Annotated in this window: 25 protein-coding genes; 6 read left to right on the forward strand and 19 right to left on the reverse strand. The window is 68.9% G+C overall.

The features are described 5' to 3' along the window. Positions 1-11: 11 nt before the first annotated feature. The 3 genes from LMJ29_RS14415 to LMJ29_RS14425 form a co-directional block, all read right to left on the reverse strand. Positions 12-1,409 (reverse strand): sodium-dependent transporter, encoded by a 1,398-nt coding sequence (locus LMJ29_RS14415; protein WP_229606209.1) that lies wholly within the window; start codon positions 1,407-1,409, stop codon positions 12-14. 68 nt (positions 1,410-1,477) lie between these two features. Then, the gene (locus LMJ29_RS14420) at positions 1,478-2,521 is read right to left on the reverse strand and encodes a Leu/Phe/Val dehydrogenase (RefSeq protein WP_229606210.1); all 1,044 of its coding nucleotides are present in this window, start codon (positions 2,519-2,521) and stop codon (positions 1,478-1,480) included. Positions 2,522-2,604: 83 nt separating this feature from the next. Further along, positions 2,605-6,072, reverse strand: coding sequence for an indolepyruvate ferredoxin oxidoreductase family protein (locus LMJ29_RS14425; RefSeq protein WP_229606211.1), 3,468 nt, complete (start codon positions 6,070-6,072; stop codon positions 2,605-2,607). Positions 6,073-6,270: 198 nt separating this feature from the next. On the opposite strand from LMJ29_RS14425, the gene LMJ29_RS14430 reads away from it, so the two are divergent. Beyond that, on the forward strand, positions 6,271-6,738 hold the full coding sequence (locus LMJ29_RS14430; protein ID WP_229606212.1) for an Lrp/AsnC family transcriptional regulator: 468 nt from the start codon (positions 6,271-6,273) through the stop codon (positions 6,736-6,738). A gap of 156 nt (positions 6,739-6,894) precedes the next feature. On the opposite strand, the gene LMJ29_RS20975 is transcribed toward LMJ29_RS14430, so the two are convergent. The 3 genes from LMJ29_RS20975 to LMJ29_RS14445 form a co-directional block, all read right to left on the reverse strand. Further along, entirely contained in the window at positions 6,895-7,320 is a 426-nt protein-coding gene (locus tag LMJ29_RS20975) for a hypothetical protein (RefSeq protein WP_264758905.1), read from the reverse strand. Positions 7,321-7,658: 338 nt separating this feature from the next. After that, on the reverse strand, positions 7,659-8,090 hold the full coding sequence (locus tag LMJ29_RS14440) for a hypothetical protein (protein WP_229606213.1): 432 nt from the start codon (positions 8,088-8,090) through the stop codon (positions 7,659-7,661). 57 nt (positions 8,091-8,147) lie between these two features. Beyond that, positions 8,148-8,552, reverse strand: a complete 405-nt coding sequence (locus LMJ29_RS14445; RefSeq protein ID WP_229606214.1) for a bacteriohemerythrin — start codon at positions 8,550-8,552, stop codon at positions 8,148-8,150. A 292-nt stretch (positions 8,553-8,844) separates the two neighbouring features. Between LMJ29_RS14445 and pip the strand changes: the two genes are divergently transcribed. The 5 genes from pip to LMJ29_RS14470 all read left to right on the forward strand — a co-directional run bounded on the left by pip (position 8,845) and on the right by LMJ29_RS14470 (position 12,997). Further along, positions 8,845-9,816, forward strand: a complete 972-nt coding sequence (pip, locus tag LMJ29_RS14450) for a prolyl aminopeptidase (protein ID WP_229606215.1) — start codon at positions 8,845-8,847, stop codon at positions 9,814-9,816. Then, positions 9,813-10,250 (forward strand): D-aminoacyl-tRNA deacylase, encoded by a 438-nt coding sequence (dtd, locus tag LMJ29_RS14455; RefSeq protein ID WP_229606216.1) that lies wholly within the window; start codon positions 9,813-9,815, stop codon positions 10,248-10,250. Before pip ends, dtd begins: the two co-directional genes overlap by 4 nt. Positions 10,251-10,410: 160 nt before the next feature. Next, complete coding sequence (locus LMJ29_RS14460; protein WP_229606217.1) at positions 10,411-11,202, forward strand: transporter substrate-binding domain-containing protein; 792 nt, start codon at positions 10,411-10,413, stop codon at positions 11,200-11,202. Between the two features lie 105 nt (positions 11,203-11,307). Next, entirely contained in the window at positions 11,308-12,270 is a 963-nt protein-coding gene (locus tag LMJ29_RS14465; protein ID WP_229606218.1) for an amino acid ABC transporter permease, read from the forward strand. Beyond that, positions 12,263-12,997 (forward strand): amino acid ABC transporter ATP-binding protein, encoded by a 735-nt coding sequence (locus tag LMJ29_RS14470; protein ID WP_229606219.1) that lies wholly within the window; start codon positions 12,263-12,265, stop codon positions 12,995-12,997. The genes LMJ29_RS14465 and LMJ29_RS14470 overlap by 8 nt, the downstream gene beginning before the upstream one ends. Positions 12,998-13,097: 100 nt before the next feature. Here the strand turns inward: LMJ29_RS14470 and LMJ29_RS14475 are convergent, their stop codons facing one another. From LMJ29_RS14475 to LMJ29_RS14535, 13 genes are all read right to left on the reverse strand, one after another. Then, positions 13,098-13,808 carry a 16S rRNA (uracil(1498)-N(3))-methyltransferase gene (locus LMJ29_RS14475; RefSeq protein WP_229606220.1) on the reverse strand — a complete coding sequence of 237 codons (711 nt, stop codon included), beginning with the start codon at positions 13,806-13,808 and terminating at the stop codon, positions 13,098-13,100. Further along, entirely contained in the window at positions 13,805-14,614 is an 810-nt protein-coding gene (gene tatC / locus LMJ29_RS14480) for a twin-arginine translocase subunit TatC (protein WP_229606221.1), read from the reverse strand. Before tatC ends, LMJ29_RS14475 begins: the two co-directional genes overlap by 4 nt. Continuing rightward, positions 14,611-15,087, reverse strand: a complete 477-nt coding sequence (gene tatB, locus LMJ29_RS14485; RefSeq protein WP_229606222.1) for a Sec-independent protein translocase protein TatB — start codon at positions 15,085-15,087, stop codon at positions 14,611-14,613. Before tatB ends, tatC begins: the two co-directional genes overlap by 4 nt. A 9-nt stretch (positions 15,088-15,096) precedes the next feature. Then, on the reverse strand, positions 15,097-15,351 hold the full coding sequence (locus LMJ29_RS14490; RefSeq protein WP_229606223.1) for a twin-arginine translocase TatA/TatE family subunit: 255 nt from the start codon (positions 15,349-15,351) through the stop codon (positions 15,097-15,099). Between the two features lie 24 nt (positions 15,352-15,375). Then, entirely contained in the window at positions 15,376-15,726 is a 351-nt protein-coding gene (locus LMJ29_RS14495; protein WP_229606224.1) for a phosphoribosyl-ATP diphosphatase, read from the reverse strand. Continuing rightward, positions 15,719-16,123, reverse strand: a complete 405-nt coding sequence (gene hisI, locus LMJ29_RS14500; RefSeq protein ID WP_229606225.1) for a phosphoribosyl-AMP cyclohydrolase — start codon at positions 16,121-16,123, stop codon at positions 15,719-15,721. Before hisI ends, LMJ29_RS14495 begins: the two co-directional genes overlap by 8 nt. Positions 16,124-16,199: 76 nt before the next feature. Further along, positions 16,200-17,780 carry a ubiquinone biosynthesis regulatory protein kinase UbiB gene (gene ubiB, locus LMJ29_RS14505; RefSeq protein ID WP_229606226.1) on the reverse strand — a complete coding sequence of 527 codons (1,581 nt, stop codon included), beginning with the start codon at positions 17,778-17,780 and terminating at the stop codon, positions 16,200-16,202. 4 nt (positions 17,781-17,784) lie between these two features. Then, a complete protein-coding gene (locus LMJ29_RS14510; RefSeq protein ID WP_229606227.1) occupies positions 17,785-18,399 on the reverse strand; it encodes a ubiquinone biosynthesis accessory factor UbiJ in 615 nt (204 codons plus the stop codon). Next, entirely contained in the window at positions 18,399-19,169 is a 771-nt protein-coding gene (gene ubiE, locus LMJ29_RS14515) for a bifunctional demethylmenaquinone methyltransferase/2-methoxy-6-polyprenyl-1,4-benzoquinol methylase UbiE (RefSeq protein WP_229606228.1), read from the reverse strand. Before ubiE ends, LMJ29_RS14510 begins: the two co-directional genes overlap by 1 nt. A 147-nt stretch (positions 19,170-19,316) precedes the next feature. Next, the gene (locus LMJ29_RS14520) at positions 19,317-19,688 is read right to left on the reverse strand and encodes a gamma-butyrobetaine hydroxylase-like domain-containing protein (protein ID WP_229606229.1); all 372 of its coding nucleotides are present in this window, start codon (positions 19,686-19,688) and stop codon (positions 19,317-19,319) included. A 160-nt stretch (positions 19,689-19,848) separates the two neighbouring features. After that, entirely contained in the window at positions 19,849-21,189 is a 1,341-nt protein-coding gene (gene hslU / locus LMJ29_RS14525) for an HslU--HslV peptidase ATPase subunit (protein ID WP_229606230.1), read from the reverse strand. A 24-nt stretch (positions 21,190-21,213) separates the two neighbouring features. Beyond that, positions 21,214-21,744, reverse strand: a complete 531-nt coding sequence (gene hslV / locus LMJ29_RS14530; RefSeq protein ID WP_090349625.1) for an ATP-dependent protease subunit HslV — start codon at positions 21,742-21,744, stop codon at positions 21,214-21,216. A gap of 123 nt (positions 21,745-21,867) precedes the next feature. Next, positions 21,868-22,662 carry an SPOR domain-containing protein gene (locus tag LMJ29_RS14535; RefSeq protein WP_229606231.1) on the reverse strand — a complete coding sequence of 265 codons (795 nt, stop codon included), beginning with the start codon at positions 22,660-22,662 and terminating at the stop codon, positions 21,868-21,870. Positions 22,663-22,665: the final 3 nt, after the last annotated feature.

A 22,665-nucleotide genomic window follows, 5' to 3' on the forward strand; every position in this document is an offset into this window, starting at 1 on the left:
AAGCGCCTCGCTTAGAACAGGCCGAGGCTGTGCAGGAACATCAGCGCAATTGCCAGCGGGGTGATCCAGCGGATCGCCAGCCACCACAGGCCGAAGGCGCCGGACTGGTCGAGGCCGAGCGCCTGCGCGGCGATGGCGCGCTTCATCACCCAGCCGGTGAACAGCACGGTGAACAGCCCGCCGAGCGGCATCATCAGGTTGCTGGTCAGGAAGTCGAGGCCGTCGAAGAAGGTCTTGCCGAACAGGGTGACCTCGCTCCAGTGGTTGAACGACAGCACCGAGCCAAGGCTCAGCAGCCACACCGCCGCGCCGCTGAGCAGCACCGCCTTGACCCGGCCCATGCCGAAGCGCTCGCCCAGCCAGGCGATGGTCGGCTCGCTCAGCGAAATGGTCGAGGTCAGCGCGGCCAGCGCCAGCATGACGAAGAACAGCCCGCCGAACAGCGCGCCCAGCGGCATCTGGCCGAAGGCGATCGGCAGGGTGACGAACACCAGGCCCGGACCGGAGCCCGGCTCCATGCCGTTGGCGAACACCAGCGGGAAGATCGCCAGGCCGGCGAGCAGCGCCACCGTGGTATCGGTCGCGGCCACCATCAGCGAGGTGCGCACGATCGAGGTGCCGGCCGGCAGGTAGGAGCCGTAGGCCATCATCGCGCCGCTGGCCAGGCTCAGGGTGAAGAAGGCATGGCCGAGGGCGATCAGCACGCCCTTGCCGGTCAGCTTGCTGAAGTCCGGAGCGAACAGGAACTCCACCGCCTGCATGAAGTGCCCGGTGGTGGCGGCATAGCCGACCAGCACCAGCAGGATCAGGAACAGCCCCGGCATCATGAAGCGCAGCGAGCGTTCCAGGCCGTCGCGCACGCCGAAGGCGACGATGCCCAAGGTCAGCAGCAGCACGAAGCTGCCGTAGGCGGTCAGCCTCCAGGGATCGGCGAGCAGGGTGTTGAACAGCGCGCCGCTGCTCTCGGCATTCAGGCCGACGAAGCTGCCGCTCAGCGCCGCCGGGGTGTAGGCCACCGTCCAGCCGGCGATCACCGCGTAGTAGCTGAGCACCAGGAAGCCGGTGAGCACCGCCAGGCTGCCGATGCGCCGCCAGTGCCGGCTGGCGCCGGCCTCGCGCGCCACCGCGGCGATGGCGCCCTCGGGGTTGGCGCGCCCGCGCCGGCCGATCATCACCTCGGCCATCAGCAGCGGGATGCCGATGGCCAGGATGCAGGCCAGGTAGACCAGCACGAAGGCGCCGCCGCCGTTCTGCCCGGTGATATAGGGGAACTTCCAGATGTTGCCCAGGCCGACCGCCGAGCCGGTGGCGGCGAGGAAGAATACCCAGCGCGACGACCACTGGCCGCGGCCGGCCTCGCTGCGGATGGAACCGGCGATGGCGCCGGCGGCGATGCTCTCTTGACTCATGGGCTTGCCCTCATTGTTGTTGTCGATGAATCAGGAACAGGGGGCGTTCAAAAGCGCCCCCGGGGACATCAGCGGCCGGCCTGCAGGCGCTCGCGTGCCAGGCGGTCGGCGATCGCCGTGGTTGTGGCGCCCTCGGCGTCGGCGCGGGCGAAGATCTCCGCCAGGGTCGCGCCGATGCCGTCGAGGTGCGCCCGCAGCTCGGCCGGGGTGGCGTCGCCGCGCTGGAAGGCGACGTCGATGATGCCGCCGGCGTTGATCGCGTAGTCCGGCGCGTACAGGCAGCCGCGGCTACGCAGCTCCTCGGCCAGTTCCGGGCTGGCCAGCTGGTTGTTGGCGGCGCCGGCGATCACCGGCGCGCGCAGCGCCTCGAGGGTCTGCGGGTTGACGATGGCGCCGAGGGCGCAGGGGGCGAACACGTCGACGTCGAGGCCGTAGATGTCCTGCTGGCGCACGGCGTGGGCGCCCAGCTGGTCGACCGCGCGCTGCACGTTGGCGGCGACGATATCGGTGACGAACAGCTCGGCGCCGGCCTCGTGCAGGTGGCGGGCGAGGCCGAAGCCGACCTGGCCGACGCCCTGGATCGCTACCTTGAGGCCCTTGAGCTCGTCGCGGCCGAGGCGATGGCGCACCGCGGCCTGGAGGCCGACGAACACGCCGTAGGCGGTGGAGGGCGACGGGTCGCCATTGAAGCCCTCGCGCGCCTCGGCGCCGGCGACGTGGCGGGTGCGGCGGGCCATCAGCTGCATCTCGGCCACCCCGGTACCGGAATCGGCGGCGCTGATGTAGCGCCCGCCGAGGCTGTCGACGAACGCACCCATGGCCTCGAACAGCGCGTCGCTCTTGCCGCGGTGCGGGTCGCCGATGATCACCGCCTTGCCGCCGCCGAGCGGCAGGTTGGCCAGCGCCGACTTGTAGGTCATGCCGCGCGACAGGCGCAGCACGTCGCGCAGCGCCTCCTCGTCGCTGGCGTAGGACCACATGCGGCAGCCACCGAGGGCCGGGCCGCGGGTGGTGTCGTGGATGGCGATGATGGCCTTCAGGCCGCTGGCCTTGTCGTGGCCGAAGACCACCTGTTCGTGCTGGTCGAATTCCGGGTGGGAGAACACGGGCATCGGATTACCTCGGTTTTTTCTGGTTGTCTGGAGGCAGCCCTCTCCCGTGGCGGGAGAGGGGGAAGGGGAAATGACGGGAAGGCTCAGGCCGTCGGCTGGCAGAGCTGCACCACCGGGATCGCGCGGGCGGTGAGGCGCTCGCGCAGCGCCGCGGCCTGCTCGCGGACCCTGGCCAGAGCGCGTTCCTTGACGTGGCCGTAGCCGCGGATCTGCGCCGGCAGCTCGGCCAGCGCCACGGCGCTGGCGTAGTTGGCCGGGCTGAGCGCGCCGAGCAGCAGCTCGACGTCCTGCTCGAACTCGGCGATCAGCGCGCGCTCCAGCTTGCGCTCGGCGCTGTGGCCGAACGGATCGAGAACGCTGCCGCGCAGGAACTTGCCGCGCGCCAGCACGGCGAAGGCCTTGAGCAGCCACGGGCCGAATTCGCGCTTGCGCGGCTCGCCGGTGGTGGGATCGGTCTTGCACAGCCAAGACGGCGCCAGGTGGAACTGCAGGCGGTAGTCGCCCTGGAACTGCGCCTCGAGCTGGCGGACGAACTCGCCGTCGCTGTACAGGCGCGCCACCTCGTACTCGTCCTTGTAGGCCAAGAGCTTGTGGTAGCTGCGCGCCACCGCCTGGGACAAGCGCTGCGCCGGATCGCGGTCGGCGGCGCGCACGCGCTCGACCAGCTTCCGGTAGCGCGCGGCGTAGGCGGCATCCTGGTAGGCGGTCAGGCGCGCCACGCGGTCGGCGACGATCTCGTCGAGACTCTCGCAGCGCGGCGCCTCGACCACCTTGGGTTTGGCCAGTTGTTCGACGGCGGCCAGATCGAAGGCGGCGCGGCGGCCCCACAGGAAGGCCTGCTGGTTGAGTTTGACGGCCACGCCGTTGAGTTCGATGGCCTTGGCGATGGCCTCGGCGGACACCGGCACCAGGCCCATCTGATACGCATGACCGAGCATAAACAGGTTGCTGGCGATGCTGTCGCCGAGCAGCGCGGTGGCCAGGCGGGTGGCGTCGACGAAGTGGGTCTTGGCCGCGCCGACCGCCTCCACCAGCGCCTCGCGCATGGCCGCGCCGGGCACCTCGGCGTCCGGATTGCGGGTGAACTCGGCGGTGGCGGCCTCATGGCTGTTGATCACCGCGTGGGCGATCTTGTCGTTCAGTTTGGCCAGCGCCTCCTCGCTGGCCGCCACCACCAGGTCGCAGCCGAGCAGCAGGTCGGTTTCGCCGGCGGCGATGCGCACCGCGTAGATGTCGTCCTGCTTGGCGGCGATGCGGATGTGGCTGATCACCGGGCCGAACTTCTGCGCGAGACCGGCCTGGTCGAGCACGGTGCAGCCCTTGCCCTCCAGGTGCGCGGCCATGCCGAGCAGGGCGCCGACGGTGGTCACCCCGCTGCCGCCGACGCCGGGCAGCAGGATGTTCCACGGCCGATCCAGTGCCGGTTGCTGCGGCTCCGGCAGCTCGGCGAACTGGGCGTTGCGGCCCTGCGCCTCCGGCTGGCGCAGCTCGCCGCCGTGCACGGTGACGAAGCTCGGGCAGAAGCCCTCGACGCAGCTGAAGTCCTTGTTGCAGGCGTTCTGGTCGATCTGCCGCTTGCGGCCCAGTTCGGTCTCCAGCGGCAGCACCGACAGGCAGTTGGACTTCACGCTGCAGTCGCCGCAGCCCTCGCACACCGCCGGGTTGATAAAGGCGCGCTTCTGCGGATCGACCAGCTTGCCGCGCTTGCGCCGGCGGCGCTTCTCGGTGGCGCAGGTCTGGTCGTAGAGGATCACCGACACGCCCTTGAACTCGCGCAGCTCGCGCTGCACGGCGTCCAGCTCGCGGCGGTGGTGGAAGCTGACGATAGGCGCAAAGCCGGCGCGGCTCGGGTACTTGTCCGGCTCGTCGGAGACCAGGGCGATACGCTTCACCCCCTCGGCGAACACCTGCTGGCTGAGCTGGTCGATGCGCAGCTCGCCGTCGATCGGCTGGCCGCCGGTCATCGCCACCGCGTCGTTGTAGAGGATCTTGTAGGTGATATTGACCCCCGCCGCGACTGCTGCCCGTAGGGCCAGCTGGCCGGAGTGGAAGTAGGTGCCGTCGCCGAGGTTCTGGAACACGTGCGGGGTGTCGGTGAACGGCGCCTGGCCGATCCAGGTGGCGCCTTCGCCGCCCATCTGGGTGAAGGTGTCGGTGTTGCGGTCCATCCACTGGGTCATGTAGTGGCAGCCGATGCCGCCCAGCGCCCGGCTGCCCTCGGGCAGCTTGGTCGAGCTGTTGTGCGGGCAGCCCGAACAGAAGTGCGGGGTGCGCGCGGTGTGGTGCCTGGGCGCGGCCAGCGCGGCTTCCTTGGCGGCGAGGAAGGCCAGGCGTTCGTCGATCTGCGCGCTGGAGTAGATCGGCGCCAGGCGCCTGGCGATCACCCGGGCGATCATCGCCGGGGTCAGCTCGGCCAGGTTGGGCAGCAGGGAATGGCCGTCCTCGTCGAACTCGCCGACCACCCGCGGGCGCTTGTCCACCGGCCAGTTGTACAGCTGGCCGGTGAGCTGGTCCTCGATGATGCTGCGCTTCTCCTCGACCACCAGGATCTCGTCGAGACCCTCGGCGAACTCGTGCACCGACACCGGCTCCAGCGGCCAGCTCATGCCGACCTTGAGCACGCGCAGGCCGACCCGGGCGCACAGCGCGTCGTCCAGGCCCAGATCGTCGAGCGCTTGGCGCACGTCGAGGTAGGACTTGCCGGTGGTGATGATGCCCAGGCGCGGGTTGGGCGAGTCGAGCATCACCTTGTTGAGCCGGTTGGCGCGGGCGAAGGCGCGCGCGGCGTAGATCTTGTAGGTGTTGAGGCGCGCCTCCTGGACCAGCGGCGGGTCGGGCCAGCGGATATGCACGCCGTCCTCGGGCAGGACGAAGTCCTCGGGAATCCGCACCGCGACGCGCAGCGGATCGACCTCGACCACCGCCGAGGAGTCGACGTTCTCGGCGATGGTCTTCAGCGCCACCCAGCAGCCGCTGTAGCGCGACAGCTCCCAGCCGAGGATGCCGTAGTCGAGGATCTCCTGGACGTTGGCCGGATTCAATACGGGGATGGAAGCGGCGATAAAGGCGTGCTCGCTCTGGTGGGCGATGCTCGAGGACTTGCAGCCGTGGTCGTCGCCGGCCAGCAGCAGCACGCCGCCGTGCGGCGACACCCCGGCCGAGTTGCCGTGCTTGAACACGTCGCCGCAGCGGTCGACGCCCGGGCCCTTGCCGTACCACATGGCGAACACGCCGTCGTAGCGCGCGCCGGGGAACAGGCTGGTCTGCTGGCTGCCCCATACCGCGGTGGCGGCCAGTTCCTCGTTGACGCCGGGCTGGAAGTGGATGTGGTTGTCCCTGAGGTACTGCTTGGCTTCCCACAGGCTCTTGTCGAGGTTGCCCAGGGGCGATCCGCGGTAGCCGGAGATGAAGCAGGCGGTGCTGAGGCCGAAGGCGGCGTCGCGCTGCTTCTGCAGCATGGGCAGGCGGGTCAGCGCCTGGGTGCCGGTCAGGTAGAGGTGACCGGTGGCAAGGCGGTACTTGTCGTCCAGACGGATCTCGGCCAACGACATGGGGGCGCTCCTTTTCTTGTTATGGCGAGCGGGGCGGCACCGGTGGGCGCCGCGGTCGGCCTGTCCGCGGGATCGCCGCGGCAGACGGTGTGGACAAGAATATGGAGCAGGCGAACGGGCTTTTTCTTTCTATTTTTCGCCCGCAAGGGCTATGTTGTGCATGACTCTTTCCATAAAAAGTTCAAACGGGAAATGATCATGCACAGTCCGCTGAGCCCCCTCGACCGGCGCATCCTGCGCCTGCTGCAGCACGACGCCGACCTGTCGGCGGCGGAAATCGCCGAGAAGGTCGAGCTGTCGCAGTCGCCGTGCTGGCGGCGGATCAATCGCCTGCAGGAAGAGGGGGTGATCGAGCGCAAGGTCGCCCTGCTCGACCCGCGCAAGCTCGGCTTGGGCATGACGGTGTTCGTCGACATCAAGCTGTCGGCGCACGGCCGGCGCAACCTGGAAGCCTTCGAGGCGGACGTGGTGGGCTATCCCGAGGTGCTGGAGTGCTATTCGATGGCCGGCCAGTCCGACTACCTGCTCAAGGTGGTGGCCCGCGACATCGCCGGCTACGAGCGCTTCCTGCGCGACCACCTGCTGCAGAACCCGCTGGTCCAGGAGGCGCACTCGCACATCACCATGAGCGAGGTGAAGCGCACCACCGAGCTGCCGCTGGAGTGAGGAGTGGGGCGAGGGGCGATGGATACTTCATTTGCCCGCGCTGTTGCCGAGCGGGACTTGGGAGGGAGACAGCCCCTCGGGGAGAGGGGCTGTCCTTGAATCAGCGGTCTCGATCGGGAATCGAAGACCGCTTCGCCAGCGCCAGAGGCGACTGACTTACTGCTGCTGAACGTTCGGGCGCGGCGGTACGACGCCCGGTTGCGGCGGCTGGACGTTGGGACGCGGGGGGACAGCGCCCTGCGGGGGCTGAACGTTGGGGCGCGGCGGTACGGCGCCCTGCGGGGGCTGAACATTCGGACGCGGCGGTACGGCGCCCTGCGGGGGCTGGACGTTCGGACGCGGCGGCACGGCGCCCTGCGGGGGCTGGACATTCGGACGCGGCGGCACGGCGCCCTGCGGGGGTTGGACATTCGGACGCGGCGGCACGGCGCCCTGCGGAGGCTGCACGTTCGGACGCGGCGGCACTACGCCGGCGGGTTGCGGAGCGTTGAGCGCCGGATTGGGCACGTTGGGAGCAACGGGGTTGGCCAGGGCCGGCGCCGAGAGCGCGGCCAGCAGGGCAAGTGCGGTGAGTTTGTTCATGCTGGGTTCCTTGTGAAAAGTCACGTTAATAAATGAATAAAAATATCTTTAATTGTAATTAAATGGATATTTCAGCGTCGAGGCGAACCGCCAGACAGTGCGACTCCCCTCATCCATTGGCCCGTATTCGCTGCCCGGGTAAGTGGTCTCGCGCGGAAAACCCATACGCTTGCCCTGCCGATCCGGCTGCGGACCGTCAGGGTGAGTTGCATGCATAGACAGTCCGCGCGGCTTGGCGTTCGCTGGCCGCCCACAGTGAGTCCACCGGCAGGTCGGCGAATGAGCGCACCCGGCTGCGGGGGCGCTTGCTGTCTTCCGGTATCACTAGTGGCCCGGCGCTACTCCCAATCCAGTCGCGCCAACTGCCAGTCGCCGTCTTCCAGCCACCACTCGCTGCGCACGCTGTACAGGCGCGCGCTGTCGGGGACCAGGCTTTGCGCGCCCGCCAGCGCCACCTGGGCGCGGCAGTGGCCGCGCGTGCTGTAGGTGCTGTCCAGCTCGCAGCTGCGGCCCACGGTCAGCACCTTGACCTGGCGGTGGCGCAGGAACAGCAGGGCCATGGTGCGGCCGGCCCAGTCGCGGTCGAGATCCCCGCGGGCGCGAAACTGCGGATGCAATTGCTCCAGCGCCGAGCCGGCGGCCTTGTCGTCGAGGTGTTCCTGCAGGCGGTCGGCGGCCTGTTCGAGGGCGGCCAGCGAGTCGTCGCGGCAGGCGCCGAGCAGCAGAGCGCTGGCCAGCAGCACGGCGCGGGGCAGGGCGGGTGGGGACATGGCGGCTCCTTCGTCAGTCGCCGGCGCTCCTGCATCGGCGTCGCAAGTCCGCCATTGTCAGCCCTGTTGTCGCAGATGCACAGCCAGCGCGCTGTCCATGGTTCGCGCGTGCAGGTCGAACCACTGCGGCAGGTTGTCGTTCAGCCAGGCGCGGGCCATGGCGCTGCGCCCGGCGGCGACCCGCTGGCCGAGGCGGTCCATATCGCCGAGCAGGTTGCGGTGATGGGCGCGGTGCTCGCCGAGCGCCGGATAGGCGCTGGCCTGCATCCTGGCCTCTTCGTCGGCGAAATGCGCCTGGGTGTGGGCGAACAGGGCGTGGAACTGTGCGGCGAAGGCGGCGCCCTCGGCCTCTCCGGCGGCGACGCACAGCTCGAGGAACTCGCGGTGGGTGTGGTCGATGGTAGCGTCGCCCACCGCGTAGAGGGTGTCGAAGCGGGCGAGCATATCCTGGCTGGTCGGCATGGCGGGAAGCCTGTGCGGGGAAGGGGGTGCCAGCGCGATGCAAGCCATGTGCCGCGGCGCGGCTGGCGAGCCTGGCGACGGGCCGGCTCGACCCTAATGGCAGCGCCCTGCGCGGGCGTACCCGGGGTGGCGGAGGAGCCGTCCGCGGTCACCGCGCGGAATGCGCCCCGGTTGCGCGGCGACTGCTCTCGAGCGGCTATGATCCCCGGCATGCCGCGCGGCGCGAATCCTCGCTATGATGCCGTTCATCCCGGCAGGACGGATGGTCCTGCTCCAGCCTCGGAGGCACTGCATGCTGACCCTGTATCCGGAGATCAAACCCTACGCGCGCCATCAACTGGTGGTGGACCATCCCCACGAGTTGTACGTCGACGAGAGCGGCACCCCGGATGGTCTGCCGGTGCTGTTCGTCCACGGCGGGCCGGGTGCCGGCTGCGACGCCGCCAGCCGCCGCTGGTTCGACCCCACCCTCTATCGCATCGTCAGCTTCGACCAGCGCGGCTGCGGGCGTTCCACCCCGCACGCCAGCCTGGAACAGAACACCACCTGGGACCTGGTGGCGGACATGGAGCGCATCCGCGAGCACCTGGGGATCGAGAAGTGGGTGCTGTTCGGCGGCTCCTGGGGCTCGACCCTGTCGCTGGCCTACGCGCAGACCTATCCGGAGCGGGTGCACGCGCTGATCCTGCGCGGCATCTTCCTGTGCCGCCCGCAGGAGATCCAGTGGTTCTACCAGGCCGGCGCCAGCCGGCTGTTCCCCGACTACTGGGAGGACTACCTGGCGCCGATCCCGGTCGAGGAGCGCGGCGACCTGGTGGCCGCCTTCTACCGCCGGCTGACCGGCAACGACCAGATCGCCCAGATGCACGCCGCCAAGGCCTGGTCGATCTGGGAAGGGCGGACCGCCACCCTGCGCCCCAACGGTCAGGTGATCGAGCGTTTCTCCGAGCCGCAGCGCGCGCTGTCGATCGCCCGCATCGAGTGCCACTACTTCATCAACAACGCCTTCCTCGAGGAAAACCAGCTGCTGCGCGACATGCACAAGATCGCCCACATCCCCGGGGTGATCGTGCACGGCCGCTACGACGTGGTCTGCCCGCTGGACAATGCCTGGGCGCTGCACCAGGCCTGGCCGAACAGCGAGCTGTTGATCATCCGCGACGCCGGCCACGCCGCCGGCGAGCTGGGCATCACCGACGCCCTGGTGCGCGCCACCGGCCAGGTGGCCAAGCGCCTGCTCGACCTGCCGGACGGCGAGGCATGAAGGCGCTGCTGCAGCGGGTGCGCGGCGCGCGCGTCGAGGTGGGCGGCGAGGTGGTCGGCGCCATCGACCAGGGCCTCCTGGTGCTGGTCGGCGTAGAGCCGCAGGACGATGAGGCCTACGCCGACAAGCTGCTGCACAAGCTGCTCAACTACCGGGTGTTCGGCGACGCGGACGGCAAGATGAACCTGTCGCTCAAGGACGTCGGCGGCGGCCTGCTGCTGGTCTCGCAGTTCACCCTCGCCGCCGACACCAAAAGCGGCATGCGGCCGAGCTTCTCCAGCGCGGCACCGCCGGCGCAGGGCGCGGCGCTGTTCGACTACCTGCTGACGCGGGCCGGCGCGCAGCACGCGCCGGTGGCCAGTGGCCGCTTCGGCGCCGAGATGCAGGTGCATCTGGTCAACGACGGTCCGGTGACCTTTCTGCTCGAGGTCTGAGCGCTGTCCAGGTGTGGTCCGGCGACTATGCTTGCCAGTCATGACCCAGTCCATTCGCCGCCTGCGCTCGCCATCCGCGACGGCTGTGGGTAGCATGCGCGCATGCCGTGGCCTGCGGGCCCCGGCGCTCCCATTCGCTGAATATCCGGAACACTCCAACATGAAGAAATTTCTCGCTTCCCTGCTGCTCTCGGCCTGCGCGCTGAGCGGCTTGGCGCAGGCCGGCATGGTCGACGACGTGGTCCAGCGCGGCACCCTGCGCGTCGGCATGGACCCCACCTACATGCCCTTCGAGATGACCAACAAGCGCGGTGAGATCATCGGCTTCGAGGTCGACCTGCTCAAGGCCATGGCCAAGGCCATGGGCGTCAAGCTCGAGCTGGTGTCCACCGGCTACGACGGCATCATCCCCGCGCTGCTGACCGACAAGTTCGACATGATCGGCTCGGGCATGACCCTGACCCAGGAGCGCAACCTGCGCGTCAATTTCTCCGAGCCGTTCATCGTGGTCGGCCAGACCCTGCTGATCCGCCAGGAGCTGGAGGGCAAGATCAAGTCCTACAAGGACCTCAACGACGCCCAGTACCGCATCACCTCGAAGGTCGGCACCACCGGCGAGATGGTCGCCAAGAAGCTGATCGGCAAGGCGCAGTACCACGGCTACGACAACGAGCAGGAAGCGCTGATGGACGTGGTCAACGGCAAGGCCGACGCCTTCATCTACGACGCGCCCTACAACGTGGTGGCGCTGATCAAGGCCGGCGCCGGCAAGCTGGCTTACCTCGACGAGCCGTTCACCTACGAGCCGCTGGCCTTCGGCCTGAAGAAGGGCGACTACGACAGCCTCAACTGGATCAACAACTTCCTCCGGCAGATCAAGCAGGACGGCAGCTACGATCGCATCCACGACAAGTGGTTCAAGAAGAACGACTGGCTGAAGGAAATGGAATAACCGCCGCAGGCGGCTTCCCGGCAACACGCGGCAAGCGGCAGGACCCGGCTCACGAGGCCGGGCCTGCCCTTGTCATTTCTGGCATCGCCATGAGCGAGATTCTCCGTGACTCGAAAACATCGTCGTAACTGGCCCTGGCACGTCCTCACCGGCGTGATCCTGGTGGTCATGGCCTACGGCCTCTGGTACTCCACCTCCCTGATTTCCTACGAGTGGCGCTGGAACCGCGTCCCCCAGTACTTCGCCTACCACGCCGAGGAGGCGCAGCGCGCCGCCGACTACGGCACGGTGACGGCGATCGCCGAGGACGGCGAGAGCGCGCAGGTCACCCTCAGCGCCGAGAGCGGCGGCGAGCAGGTGCTGCGGGTGGACCGAGACAGCCTGCAGGTTGCCCAGGGCGACGACGTCTCCGAAGGCGATCTGGTCGGCGTGACCCGTCACTGGCAGGCCGGCCCGCTGCTCTGGGGCCTGTGGACCACGCTGTGGATTTCGGTGGCCGCCGGCGCCCTCGGCCTGCTGATCGGTCTGTTCACCGGGCTGTGCCGGCTGTCGAACAATCCCACCCTGCGCGACCTGTCCACCGTCTACGTCGAGCTGGTGCGCGGCACGCCGCTGCTGGTGCAGATCTTCATCTTCTACTTCTTCATCGGCACCGTGCTCAACCTGTCCCGCGAGTTCGCCGGGGTGGCGGCGCTGGCGTTGTTCACCGGCGCCTACGTCGGCGAGATCGTCCGCGCCGGCGTGCAGTCGATCGCCCGCGGGCAGAACGAGGCGGCCCGCTCGCTGGGCCTCAGCGCCGGCCAGTCGATGCGCCACGTGGTCCTGCCGCAGGCCTTCAAGCGTGTGCTGCCGCCCTTGGCCGGGCAGTTCATCAGCCTGGTCAAGGACACCTCGCTGGTCTCGGTGATCGCCATCACCGAACTGACCAAGAGCGGCCGCGAGGCGATCACCACCTCGTTCTCGACCTTCGAGATCTGGTTCTGCGTCGCCGCCCTCTACCTCGTCATCAACCTGCCGCTGTCGCACATCGCCAGCCGTCTGGAGCGGAGGCTCGGGAAAAGTGATTGAAGTCCGTCATCTGGTGAAAGTGTTCGACGCCCGCGGCCACGAGGTGCGCGCGGTGGACGACGTCAGCACCTCGGTGCAGCGCGGCGAGGTGGTGGTGCTGATCGGCCCCTCGGGCTCCGGCAAGTCGACCTTCCTGCGCTGCCTGAACGGCCTCGAGGAGCTGGACTCCGGTTCGGTGAGCATCGACGGCGTCGACCTGGCCGATGCCAAGACCGACATCAACGCCTACCGCCGCGAGGTGGGCATGGTGTTCCAGCACTTCAACCTGTTCCCGCACATGACCGTGCTGGAGAACCTGTGCCTGGCGCAGAAGGTGGTGCGCAAGCGCGGCAAGGCCGAGCGCGAGGAGAAGGCCCGCGCGCTGCTGGCCAAGGTCGGTATCGCCCAGAAGGCCGACGAGTACCCGTCGCGGCTGTCCGGCGGCCAGCAGCAGCGCGTGGCGATCGCCCGCGCGCTGTGCATGGAGCCCAAGGTGATGCTGTTCGACGAGCCGACCTCGGCGCTCGACCCGGAGATGGTCGGCGAGGTGCTGGACGTGATGAAGACCCTGGCCCAGGAAGGCATGACCATGCTGGTGGTGACCCACGAGATGGGCTTTGCCCGCGAGGTGGCCGACCGCGTGCTGTTCTTCGATCACGGCAAGCTGCTCGAGGACGCGCCGCCGGCGCAGTTCTTCGAGCGCCCGCAGGACCCGCGCGCGCAGAGCTTCCTGCGTCAGGTGCTGTAGGGAAGGCAGTGCTCCCCGGCGCTCGCGCCGGGGGCTCGGAGCAGCGGAGCAGGGTGGCTGGCCAAGCGGTGGAAAGCGCGCGCAGGCCTTTCCGACAGGCTCAGAACAGGCGGGCGAGCAGCGCGGTGACCGCGGTTTCCACGCGCAGGATGCGCTCGCCGAGTTGTACCGGGGCGAGGCCGGCTTCCTGCAGCTTGTCCACCTCGTAGGGAATCCAGCCGCCTTCCGGGCCGATCGCCAGGGTCACCGCGCCGTCCACCGCGCGCGGGCAGGGCGGCCAGGCTCCGGGATGGCCGACCAGGCCGAGCGTGCCGTCGGCCAGGGCCGGCAGGCGGTCCTCGACGAACGGCTTGAAGCGTTTCTCGATGACGACTTCCGGCAGCACGGTGTCGCGCGCCTGCTCGAGGCCTAAGATCAACTGCTCGCGGATCGCCTCGGGAGTGAGGAACGGCGTCTGCCAGAAGCTCTTCTCCACCCGGTAGCTGTTGAGCAGCACCAAACGCGGCACGCCCATGCTGGCCACGGTCTGCAGCACGCGCTTGAGCATCTTCGGCCGCGGCAGGGCGAGCAGCAGGGTCAGCGGCAGCTTGGCCGGCGGGCTCTGGTCGAGGGTCTCCACGGCGATTTCCGCCTCGTTCGCCTCCAGACGGAGGATGCGTCCCTCGCCCATCCGCCCGCCGAGGCGGCCGACGCGCAGGCTGTCGCCGCTCTCGGCGCGATGCACCTCGTGCAGGTGCTTGAGGCGCCGGCCGCGCAGCAGGGCGCGGCCTTCGGCGACGAAGTCGCCGTCCTCCAGCAGCAGCAGGTTCATGCCTGCGGCGCCGGCGGCTGGTCGTCGTCGCGGGTAACCAGGGCGGTGCCGGCTTCGTTGTCCTCTGCCTTGTGCGGGCGACGCACCAGGGCGCCGAAGAACAGGCCGATCTCGAACAGCAGCCACATCGGCACGGCCAGCAGGGTCTGCGAGAAGATGTCCGGCGGGGTGAGCACCATGCCGACCACGAAGCAGCCGACGATCACGTAGGGGCGGCTCTTCTTCAGGGTTTCCACGTCGACCAGGCCGATCCACAGGATCAGGAAGGTCGCCACCGGAATCTCGAAGGCCGCGCCGAAGGCGAAGAACAGGGTGAGGACGAAGTCCAGGTACTCGTTGATGTCGGTCATCATCGCCACGCCGTCGGGCGTCACGCTGGCGAAGAAGTGGAACATCAGCGGGAAGACCAGAAAGTAGACGAAGGCCATGCCGCTGTAGAACAGCACGATGCTGGAGGCCAGCAGCGGCAGGGCGATGCGTTTCTCGTGCTGGTACAGGCCGGGGGCGATGAAGCCCCACACCTGGAAGAGGATCACCGGCACGCTGAGGAACAGCGCCACCCAGGCGGTGAGCTTGAACGGGGTGAGGAACGGTGAGGCCACCCCGGTGGCGATCATCGTCGCGCCTTCCGGCAGGTAGGCGCGCAGCGGCGCGGAAACCAGGGTGTAGATGTCCTGGGCGAAGTAGAACAGCCCGGCGAAGATCACCAGCACCGCGATCACGCAGCGCAGCAGGCGCGTACGCAGCTCGGTGAGGTGGGCCACCAGGGGCATTTCCTGGTCGCTCGGAGGAGTCTGGTCGGTCATGGCGAACGGGGCGGCTCACTGGGGGTGGCCGGCTGGCTTTCGGCCGGCGCGGTCGGGCCGGGCGCGGCGGGGGCGGCCGGCGCCTGGGCGTTCTGGTGCTCGGGCAGCGCGGCCAGACGGCTGTTGGCGGCGATCGGCGCGTTGGCCTGCTCGGCGGTGGGCGCCGCTGGAGCAGGCGCAGCACCGGCAGCCGGCGCAACGGCGCCCGGCGTCACGGCGTCGCTGCTCGCCGGCGGCTGGCTGGCCTGCTGCTGGCGCTCGAGGGCGAGGATGTTCTCGTTATGGATCTGCCGGCGGATCTCGTCGGCGCCGATCTCGCGCTCGACCTCGGTCTTGATCGCGCTGAAGCTGCGCTTCAGGCGACCGATCCACAGGCCGGCGGTGCGCGCGGCACCCGGCAGGCGCTCGGGGCCGAACACCAGCAGGGCGACCAGGCCGACCAGCAACAGCTCGGAAAAGCCGATATCGAACATGCGGCCGACTCAGTCCTTGCGCACCGGGGTTTCGACCTTCTGGGCCTGGCCCTCGATGGTCTGCGGCTTGTGCAGCGTGTCGGCGCTCGGTGCCTGGGGCTGCGCGTCGGCCGGCTTGTCGCCTTCCTCGGTGTTCACCGCCTTGCGGAAACCCTTGATCGCCTCGCCGACGTCGGAGCCGAGCGTCTTCAGGCGCTTGGTGCCGAACACCAGGACGACGACGATGAGGATGACCAGCCAGTGTTTCCAGTCGAAGATACCCATGAGATTACCCTTGCAGCGAAATGGTTAGGCGGACGGTTGACGGGCAGCCTTCTCGGCGTGCCCGGAGAGGCCGAAGCGGCGATCCAGCTCGTCGAGCACCGCCTGCGGATGCTGGCCGAGGGCGGCGAGCATGACCAGGGAATGGAACCACAGGTCGGCGGTTTCGTAGATCAGGTCGCTGCAGTCGCCGCTCTGCGCGGCGTCCTTGGCGGCGAGGATGGTTTCCACCGATTCCTCGCCGACTTTCTCCAGAATCTTGTTGAGGCCCTTGTGGTACAGGCTGGCCACGTAGGAGCTGTCCGGGGCGGCGTTCTTGCGCGCTTCCAGCACCTCGGCCAGGCGGGCGAGGGTGTCGTTGCTGCTCTGTTCACTCATGGCGGTGGCCCTTGTGCTCGTAGATGGCATGCGGGTCCTTGATGACCGCATCGACGGTTTGCCAGGCGCCATCGGCGTAGACGCGATAGAAGCAGCTCTCGCGGCCGGTGTGACAGGCGATGCCGCCGAGCTGCTCGACCTGCAGGACGATGACGTCGGCGTCGCAGTCCAGGCGCAGTTCGTGCAGCTTCTGCACGTGGCCGGACTCCTCGCCCTTGCGCCACAGCTTGCCGCGCGAGCGTGACCAGTAGATGGCGCGGCCCTCGTCGACGGTGAGCTGCAGGGATTCGCGGTTCATCCAGGCCATCATCAGGATGCGCCCGGTCTTGTGGTCCTGGGCAATCGCCGGGACCAGCCCGTCGGCGTTCCAGTGAATTTCGTCCAGCCAGTTGCTCATTGCGTGTTCGCTTGTCCGGGGCGCATTGGGCGCCGGTTCACAATTGGGTCAGTTTGCCAGTGCCGCCGCGCGCTGGCTATCGGCGCAGGACCAGGTACAGGCCGCCGGCGAGCATCACCCAGGCCGGCCAGGTGTCGACAGCGGGCGCCAGGCCCTGGCTGGCGGCGCCGAGCAGCAGCACGGCGCCGAGCAGGCGCTCCACGCCGGAGCTGCGCGGCGGCGTAGCGGGCGCGCAACCCTGGCCGAGGCGATCCAGCGCCGCCCGGGTCTTCTTGGCCAGCACCGGCATCTGCTCGGCCTGGCTCTGCAGGTTGTGCAGCAGTCGCAGCGGACTCATGCGCTGGCGCATCCAGCGCTCGAGGTAGGGCTTGGCGGTGCTCCATAGATCCAGCTCGGGATACAGCTGGCGGCCGAGGCCCTCGATGTTGAGCAGGGTCTTCTGCAGCAGCACCAGTTGCGGCTGCACCTCCATGTTGAAGCGCCGCGCGGTCTGGAACAGACGCAGCAGCACCTGGCCGAAGGAGATGTCCTTGAGCGGCTTCTCGAACACCGGCTCGCAGACGGTGCGGATCGCCGCCTCGAAGTCGTTGAGCCGGGTCTCGGCCGGCACCCAGCCGGAGTCGATGTGCAGCTGCGCCACCTTGCGGTAGTCGCGCTTGAAGAAGGCCAAGAGGTTGCGCGCCAGGTAGTCCTGGTCCTCGGCGGTGAGGCTGCCGATGATGCCGCAGTCGATGGCGATGTACTGCGGGTCGTGCGGGGTGCGGGTGCTGACGAAGATGTTGCCGGGGTGCATGTCGGCGTGGAAGAAGCTGTCGCGGAACACCTGGGTGAAGAAGATCTCCACGCCGCGCTCGGCCAGCTTCTTCATGTCGGTGTGCTGGTCGTGCAGGGCGGCCAGGTCGGTGACCGGGATGCCGTAGATGCGCTCCATGACCAGTACCTTGGGGCGGCACCAGTCCCAGTACACCTGCGGCACGTAGAGCAGCGGCGAGCCGTCGAAGTTGCGCCGCAGCTGCGTGCCGTTGGCCGCCTCGCGCAACAGGTCGAGCTCGTCGAAGATGGTCTTTTCGTAGTCGCCGACCACCTCCACCGGGCGCAGGCGCCGGGCGTCGGCGGAGGCGCGCTCCATCACTCTGGCGAGGGCGAACAGCCAGGCCATGTCCTGGCGGATCACTGGCTCGAGGCCCGGGCGCACCACCTTGACCACCACATCCTCGCCGCTTCTGAGCTGGGCGGCGTGCACCTGGGCGACCGAGGCGCTGGCCAGCGGCTGGTGCTCGAAGCGGCTGAACACCTGGTCGATCCGTGCGCCGAGCTGCTGCTCGATGAGCGCTACCGCCTGCTCGGGCGGGAACGGCGGCACCTGGTCCTGCAGGCGCGCCAGCTCGTCGGCGATGTCCGGCGGCAGCAGGTCGCGGCGGGTGGACAGCAACTGGCCGAACTTGATGAACACCGGGCCGAGGTCTTCCAGGCTGCGGCGCAGGCGCTCGCCGCGCGACATGGCCAGCGGCGCGCGCGGCAGCCAGTGCCAGGGGGCGGCGCGCAGCAGGGCGTGCAGCCACCAGGGCAGCGGCAGGTCGAGGAGCAGGTCGTCCAGCTGGTAGCGGACGACGACCTGCTGGATACGGATCAGGCGGCGCAGGGCGAGCAGCTTCATGCGGTCATTCGCTTTCCAGGCGGCGGGCAAGGCGCTCGCCGCGCGCCTCGAGGCGGTCGAGGGCGAGCTTGAGCTCGTCCAGTTGGGCAAACTGCGCTTCGGCCTCGTTGCGACCGACCAGCGCGCGCGTCTCCTCGGCCAGCCAGTCGGCCAGGCTCAGGCGCAGGCTGGCCAGGCTGTCGGCACCCCAGGCCGCGGCGCCCTGCAGGGGGCGGGCCAGCGCCACGGCGCCGAGCGGGCCGAGCCATTCGGCCAGCGCGGCCTGCCAGTCCAGCTCGAGGTCCTGAAGGATGGCGGCCAGTTCGAGCAGGCAGCCGCTGTTGCCGTCCAGCTCGACGTCCGGGGCGTGCAGCACGGCGGTCTTGTCGCGGCGCACGGCGAGCTCAAGCAGGCGGCTGGCCGGGGCGCGCAGGGTGCAGTCGGGCAGGGCTTCCCAGTGGCCGGCCAGGCGCAGGCCGTCGCTGCCGGGCAGCAGATAAAAGTGCAGGCTGGGCGCCGTGCAGACGACGGCGATCACCCGGCCCTCCAGCGCAGCCAGGCGCGGCAGCGCGGTGGCGTCCAGCGCCAGCACCCGGTTGAGGCCGGCCTCGACGCCGGCGAGCAGCGCGGTGGTCAGCATCAGGGCTTGATGCCGCGGTGCAGGGCGACGATGCCGCCGGTCAGGTTGTGGTAGGTGACCAGGTCGAAGCCGGCGTCGACCATCATGCCCTTGAGGGTTTCCTGGTCGGGGTGCATGCGGATCGACTCGGCCAGGTAGCGGTAGCTGTCGGCGTCGTTGGTGATCAGCTTGCCGGCCAGCGGCATGAAGGCGAACGAGTAGGCGTCGTAGGCCTTGCCGAGCAGGGCACTGGACGGCTTGGAGAACTCCAGCACCAGCAGGCGGCCGCCGGGCTTGAGCACGCGCAGCATGGAGCGCAGGGCGTCTTCCTTGTGGGTGACGTTGCGCAGGCCGAAGGCGATGGTCACCACGTCGAAGTGGTTGTCGGGGAACGGCAGCTTCTCGGCGTCGGCCTGGACGAAGGTGACGTTGCCGGCCACGCCGCAGTCGAGCAGCTTGTCGCGGCCGACCTTGAGCATCGAGTCATTGATGTCGGCGAGCACCACCGCGCCGGTCGGGCCGACCAGGCGGGAAAACTGGCGGGTCAGGTCGCCGGTGCCACCGGCGATGTCGAGCACGCGGTTGCCCGGGCGCACGCCGGATAGCTCGATGGTGAAGCGCTTCCACAGGCGATGCATGCCGCCGGACAGCACGTCGTTCATCAGGTCGTACTTGGCCGCCACCGAGTGGAACACTTCGGCCACCTTCTTCGCCTTCTGGCTCTCCGGCACGTTCTGGTAGCCGAAGTGGGTGGTCGGCTCGGCGGAATCGGGCTTGCGCGGTTCGCTCATGTCGCAGTCACCTGAAAAAATGTGGCGGCCATTCTAATCGTCACCGCCGCCTTTGTCTTGAAGCTGCCTGCCAGGCGCTGTGGCAGTTTGTCTCGGCGATATGGGGGTGTTTTCCACGGGGTGGCCATCCATCCTGCGGGGAGCGGCTCAGAGCATCAGCTTGACCACCGACTCGTCGGGGTCGCGCGACTTGCCGGCGGCGGCCAGCGCGCTCAGATAGTCCGCCCACAGCTGCTCCTGGCGGGTGGCCAGCTCGTACAGGTAGTCCCAAGTGTAGAGGCCGCTGTCGTGGCCGTCGTCGAACACCAGCTTGAGGGCATACTGGCCGGCCGGCTCGGCGCCCTTGAAGCCGACGTGCAGCTTGCCGTACTGCAGGATGGGGTTGCCGTGACCCTGCACCTCGGCCGATGGCGAGTGCACGCGGAGGAATTCGGCGCTCAGCTGGTAATGCTGCTCGCCGTAGTGCAACTCGAGGGTCTTCGAGGCCTTGTGCAGCTTGATGGCGGAGGGGATGGGCATGGGGGCTCCTGCGGGTGATGGCCCGTAGGGTGGACAACTCGCGCAGCGACTGTCCACCGCTCGGGCTGCGGGGGGCGGTAGAAAACCGCTGCGCGGGTTTTCCACCCTGCGGCCATGGTCGCCCGGGTGGGTAACCGCGCAGCGCTGCCCGCCGTCCGGATTACAGGATATAGCGCGACAGATCCTCGTCCTGCGCCAGCTCGCCGAGGTGGCTGTTGACGTAGGCGCCGTCGATGGTGATCGGCCGGCCGCTGTGGTCGGCGGCCAGGTCGCCGGCGCTGAACGACACTTCCTCGAGCAGGCGTTCGAGCAGCGTGTGCAGGCGGCGCGCGCCGATGTTCTCGGTCTTCTCGTTGACCTGCCAGGCGATCTCGGCCAGGCGCTGGATGCCGTCCTGGGCGAACTGGATCTCCAGGCCCTCGGTCTTCAGCAGCGCGCAGTACTGCTCGGTCAGCGAGGCGTGCGGCTCGGTGAGGATGCGCTCGAAGTCCTGTGGGGTCAGCGCCTTGAGCTCGACGCGGATCGGCAGGCGGCCCTGTAGCTCGGGCACCAGGTCGCTGGGCTTGGCCAGGTGGAAGGCGCCCGAGGCGATGAACAGGATATGGTCGGTCTTGACCATGCCCAGCTTGGTGTTGACCGTGCAGCCCTCGATCAGCGGCAGCAGGTCGCGCTGCACGCCCTCGCGGGACACGTCGGCGCCGCTGACGTTGCCGCGCTTGGCGATCTTGTCGATCTCGTCGATGAACACGATGCCGTGCTGCTCGACCGCCTCCAGGGCGCGGGCCTTGAGCTCCTCCTCGTTGACCAGCAGCGCGGCTTCCTCGTCGCGGATCATCTTCAGGGCGTCCTTGACCTTGAGCTTGCGGGTCTTCTTCTTGCCCTTGGAGAGACCGGAGAACAGGTTCTGCAGCTGGCTGGTCATCTCCTCCATGCCCGGCGGGGTCATGATCTCGACGCCGGTCGGCGTGTCGGCCACCTCGATGTCGATTTCCTTGTCGTCCAGCTGGCCTTCGCGCAGGCGCTTGCGGAACAGCTGGCGGGTGTTGGAGTCCTCGCGGCTCGCCGGTTCGTCGCCGAAACCCTGGCGCGCGGGCGGCAGCAGGGCGTCGAGGACGCGATCCTCGGCGGCCTCCTCGGCGCGGTAGCGCATCTTGTGCACTTCCTGCTCGCGCAGCATTTTCAGCGCGGCGTCGGCGAGATCGCGGACGATCGACTCGACGTCGCGGCCGACATAGCCGACCTCGGTGAACTTGGTCGCCTCGACCTTGATGAACGGCGCATTGGCCAGCTTGGCCAGGCGGCGGGCGATCTCGGTCTTGCCGACGCCGGTCGGGCCGATCATCAGGATGTTCTTCGGCGTCACCTCGACGCGCAGCTCGGCGGGCAGCTGCATGCGCCGCCAGCGGTTGCGCAGGGCGATCGCGACGGCGCGCTTGGCGTCGTCCTGGCCGATGATGTGGCGGTTGAGTTCGTGGACGATCTCGCGGGGCGTCATGGACATGAAAGGGGGCTCCGGAAGACGCGCTCACTGGGCGCAGTCTTCTTCCTCGATGGTCAGATTCTGGTTGGTGAACACGCAGATGGAGCCGGCGATGTTCAGCGCGGTCTCGGTGATTTCGCGAGCCGACAGCTCGGTCTTCTGCAGCAGGGCCATGGCCGCGGCCTGGGCGAAGCCGCCACCGGAGCCCATGGCGATCAGGCCGTGCTCGGGTTCCACCACGTCGCCATTGCCGGTGATGATCAGCGAGGCGTCCTTGTTGGCCACCGCCAGCATGGCTTCCAGGCGGCTCAGCGAACGGTCGGTGCGCCAGTCCTTGGCCAGCTCCACGGCGGCACGGATCAGGTGGCCCTGGTGCTTCTCCAGCTGGCCCTCGAAGCGCTCGAACAGGGTGAAGGCGTCGGCGGTGGCGCCGGCGAAGCCGGCCAGCACCTGGCCGTGGTAGAGGCGGCGCACCTTCTTGGCGTTGCCTTTCATCACGGTGTTGCCGAGCGATACCTGGCCGTCGCCGCCCATGACGACTTTGCCGTTGCGGCGGACTGAAACGATGGTGGTCAAGGGAGCGATCTCCAGCAGCTGGACGCGGGGGCATCCGGGATGCGGGGAGATATGGGGGATGACGCCGGGGTTTTCAACCGCCTGCCGGCGGATTGGCGGCAGGCGGTTGAGGGCGGGACTGGCTCAGCGGCGCTGGACCACGCTGCTGACGCCGCCGGCGCCGAGCTGCTTCTGCGCGGCGTCGGCCTGCGGGCGGCTGGTGAAGGGGCCGACCACCACGCGGTGCCAGGTCTTGTCGCCGACCTTGCCCGACTCGATGCGCGCGTCCTGGCCGAGCAGGATCAGTTTGGCGCGCGCGCTCTCCGCCTGCTCGCGGTTGGCGAAGGAGCCGGCCTGCAGGACGAAGCGCTGGGCGGCGGCCGGCTTGGCGGCGCTGGGCGTCGGCGTTGCGGGCGTCGAAGTCGCCTTGGTCGCCGTAGCCGTGGTCATCGTCGGTGAGGTCGTGGGGCTGGCGGCTGGCGCCGTGCTCGACGGCTTGGCCACTGGCTGGGGCGCCGGCTGACTCGGTTTTACCGGCGCCGGCGCCGGTGCCAGCGGCGGCGGTGGCGTGCGACCTTCGAGCAGGGCCTGGGCGCGCGCGGCATCGACCGCCTGGATCTGCTCCGGCGTGGGCTGTACCTGAGCACCGGCCGGCGACGACCCCTGCGACTCCGGCAGCAGGGTATAGAAGTCGTACTTCGGCTTGGGCGGCGATGCCGGTTGCGCCGGCGTGGCCGGCTTGGCGGCGATTTCCGGTTTTTCCGCAGGCGCGCGCTTGATCTCCTCGCCGCCCGGCTTGAGCTGGGAGAGGAAGACGAAGAAGCCGCCGATCGCCGCGCCGGCGACCAGCCAGATCCAGCCCGGCACCGGCTGGCGGGCCGACGCGGAACTGGTGCGGCTGGCGCCGCGCGGTTTCGGTTTCTGCTTGCGGGCGGCCATGGC

Origin of the sequence: Pseudomonas oryzagri, from assembly GCF_020831405.1 — a bacterium.
GTDB lineage: Bacteria > Pseudomonadota > Gammaproteobacteria > Pseudomonadales > Pseudomonadaceae > Geopseudomonas > Geopseudomonas oryzagri.

Coding starts and splice junctions, on each gene's coding strand:
- hisI (WP_229606225.1), bottom strand. CDS start 16,123: ATGAGCAACTGGCTGGACGAAATTCACTGGAACGCCGACGGGCTGGTC.
- LMJ29_RS14460 (WP_229606217.1), top strand. CDS start 10,411: ATGAAGAAATTTCTCGCTTCCCTGCTGCTCTCGGCCTGCGCGCTGAGC.
- LMJ29_RS14440 (WP_229606213.1), bottom strand. CDS start 8,090: ATGTCCCCACCCGCCCTGCCCCGCGCCGTGCTGCTGGCCAGCGCTCTG.
- LMJ29_RS14520 (WP_229606229.1), bottom strand. CDS start 19,688: ATGCCCATCCCCTCCGCCATCAAGCTGCACAAGGCCTCGAAGACCCTC.
- LMJ29_RS14490 (WP_229606223.1), bottom strand. CDS start 15,351: ATGGGTATCTTCGACTGGAAACACTGGCTGGTCATCCTCATCGTCGTC.
- LMJ29_RS14510 (WP_229606227.1), bottom strand. CDS start 18,399: ATGCTGACCACCGCGCTGCTCGCCGGCGTCGAGGCCGGCCTCAACCGG.
- ubiB (WP_229606226.1), bottom strand. CDS start 17,780: ATGAAGCTGCTCGCCCTGCGCCGCCTGATCCGTATCCAGCAGGTCGTC.
- LMJ29_RS14445 (WP_229606214.1), bottom strand. CDS start 8,552: ATGCCGACCAGCCAGGATATGCTCGCCCGCTTCGACACCCTCTACGCG.
- hslU (WP_229606230.1), bottom strand. CDS start 21,189: ATGTCCATGACGCCCCGCGAGATCGTCCACGAACTCAACCGCCACATC.
- dtd (WP_229606216.1), top strand. CDS start 9,813: ATGAAGGCGCTGCTGCAGCGGGTGCGCGGCGCGCGCGTCGAGGTGGGC.
- LMJ29_RS14495 (WP_229606224.1), bottom strand. CDS start 15,726: ATGAGTGAACAGAGCAGCAACGACACCCTCGCCCGCCTGGCCGAGGTG.
- LMJ29_RS14415 (WP_229606209.1), bottom strand. CDS start 1,409: ATGAGTCAAGAGAGCATCGCCGCCGGCGCCATCGCCGGTTCCATCCGC.
- LMJ29_RS14420 (WP_229606210.1), bottom strand. CDS start 2,521: ATGCCCGTGTTCTCCCACCCGGAATTCGACCAGCACGAACAGGTGGTC.
- LMJ29_RS14535 (WP_229606231.1), bottom strand. CDS start 22,662: ATGGCCGCCCGCAAGCAGAAACCGAAACCGCGCGGCGCCAGCCGCACC.
- pip (WP_229606215.1), top strand. CDS start 8,845: ATGCTGACCCTGTATCCGGAGATCAAACCCTACGCGCGCCATCAACTG.
- LMJ29_RS14475 (WP_229606220.1), bottom strand. CDS start 13,808: ATGAACCTGCTGCTGCTGGAGGACGGCGACTTCGTCGCCGAAGGCCGC.
- tatC (WP_229606221.1), bottom strand. CDS start 14,614: ATGACCGACCAGACTCCTCCGAGCGACCAGGAAATGCCCCTGGTGGCC.
- LMJ29_RS14430 (WP_229606212.1), top strand. CDS start 6,271: ATGCACAGTCCGCTGAGCCCCCTCGACCGGCGCATCCTGCGCCTGCTG.
- ubiE (WP_229606228.1), bottom strand. CDS start 19,169: ATGAGCGAACCGCGCAAGCCCGATTCCGCCGAGCCGACCACCCACTTC.
- LMJ29_RS20975 (WP_264758905.1), bottom strand. CDS start 7,320: ATGAACAAACTCACCGCACTTGCCCTGCTGGCCGCGCTCTCGGCGCCG.
- LMJ29_RS14425 (WP_229606211.1), bottom strand. CDS start 6,072: ATGTCGTTGGCCGAGATCCGTCTGGACGACAAGTACCGCCTTGCCACC.
- tatB (WP_229606222.1), bottom strand. CDS start 15,087: ATGTTCGATATCGGCTTTTCCGAGCTGTTGCTGGTCGGCCTGGTCGCC.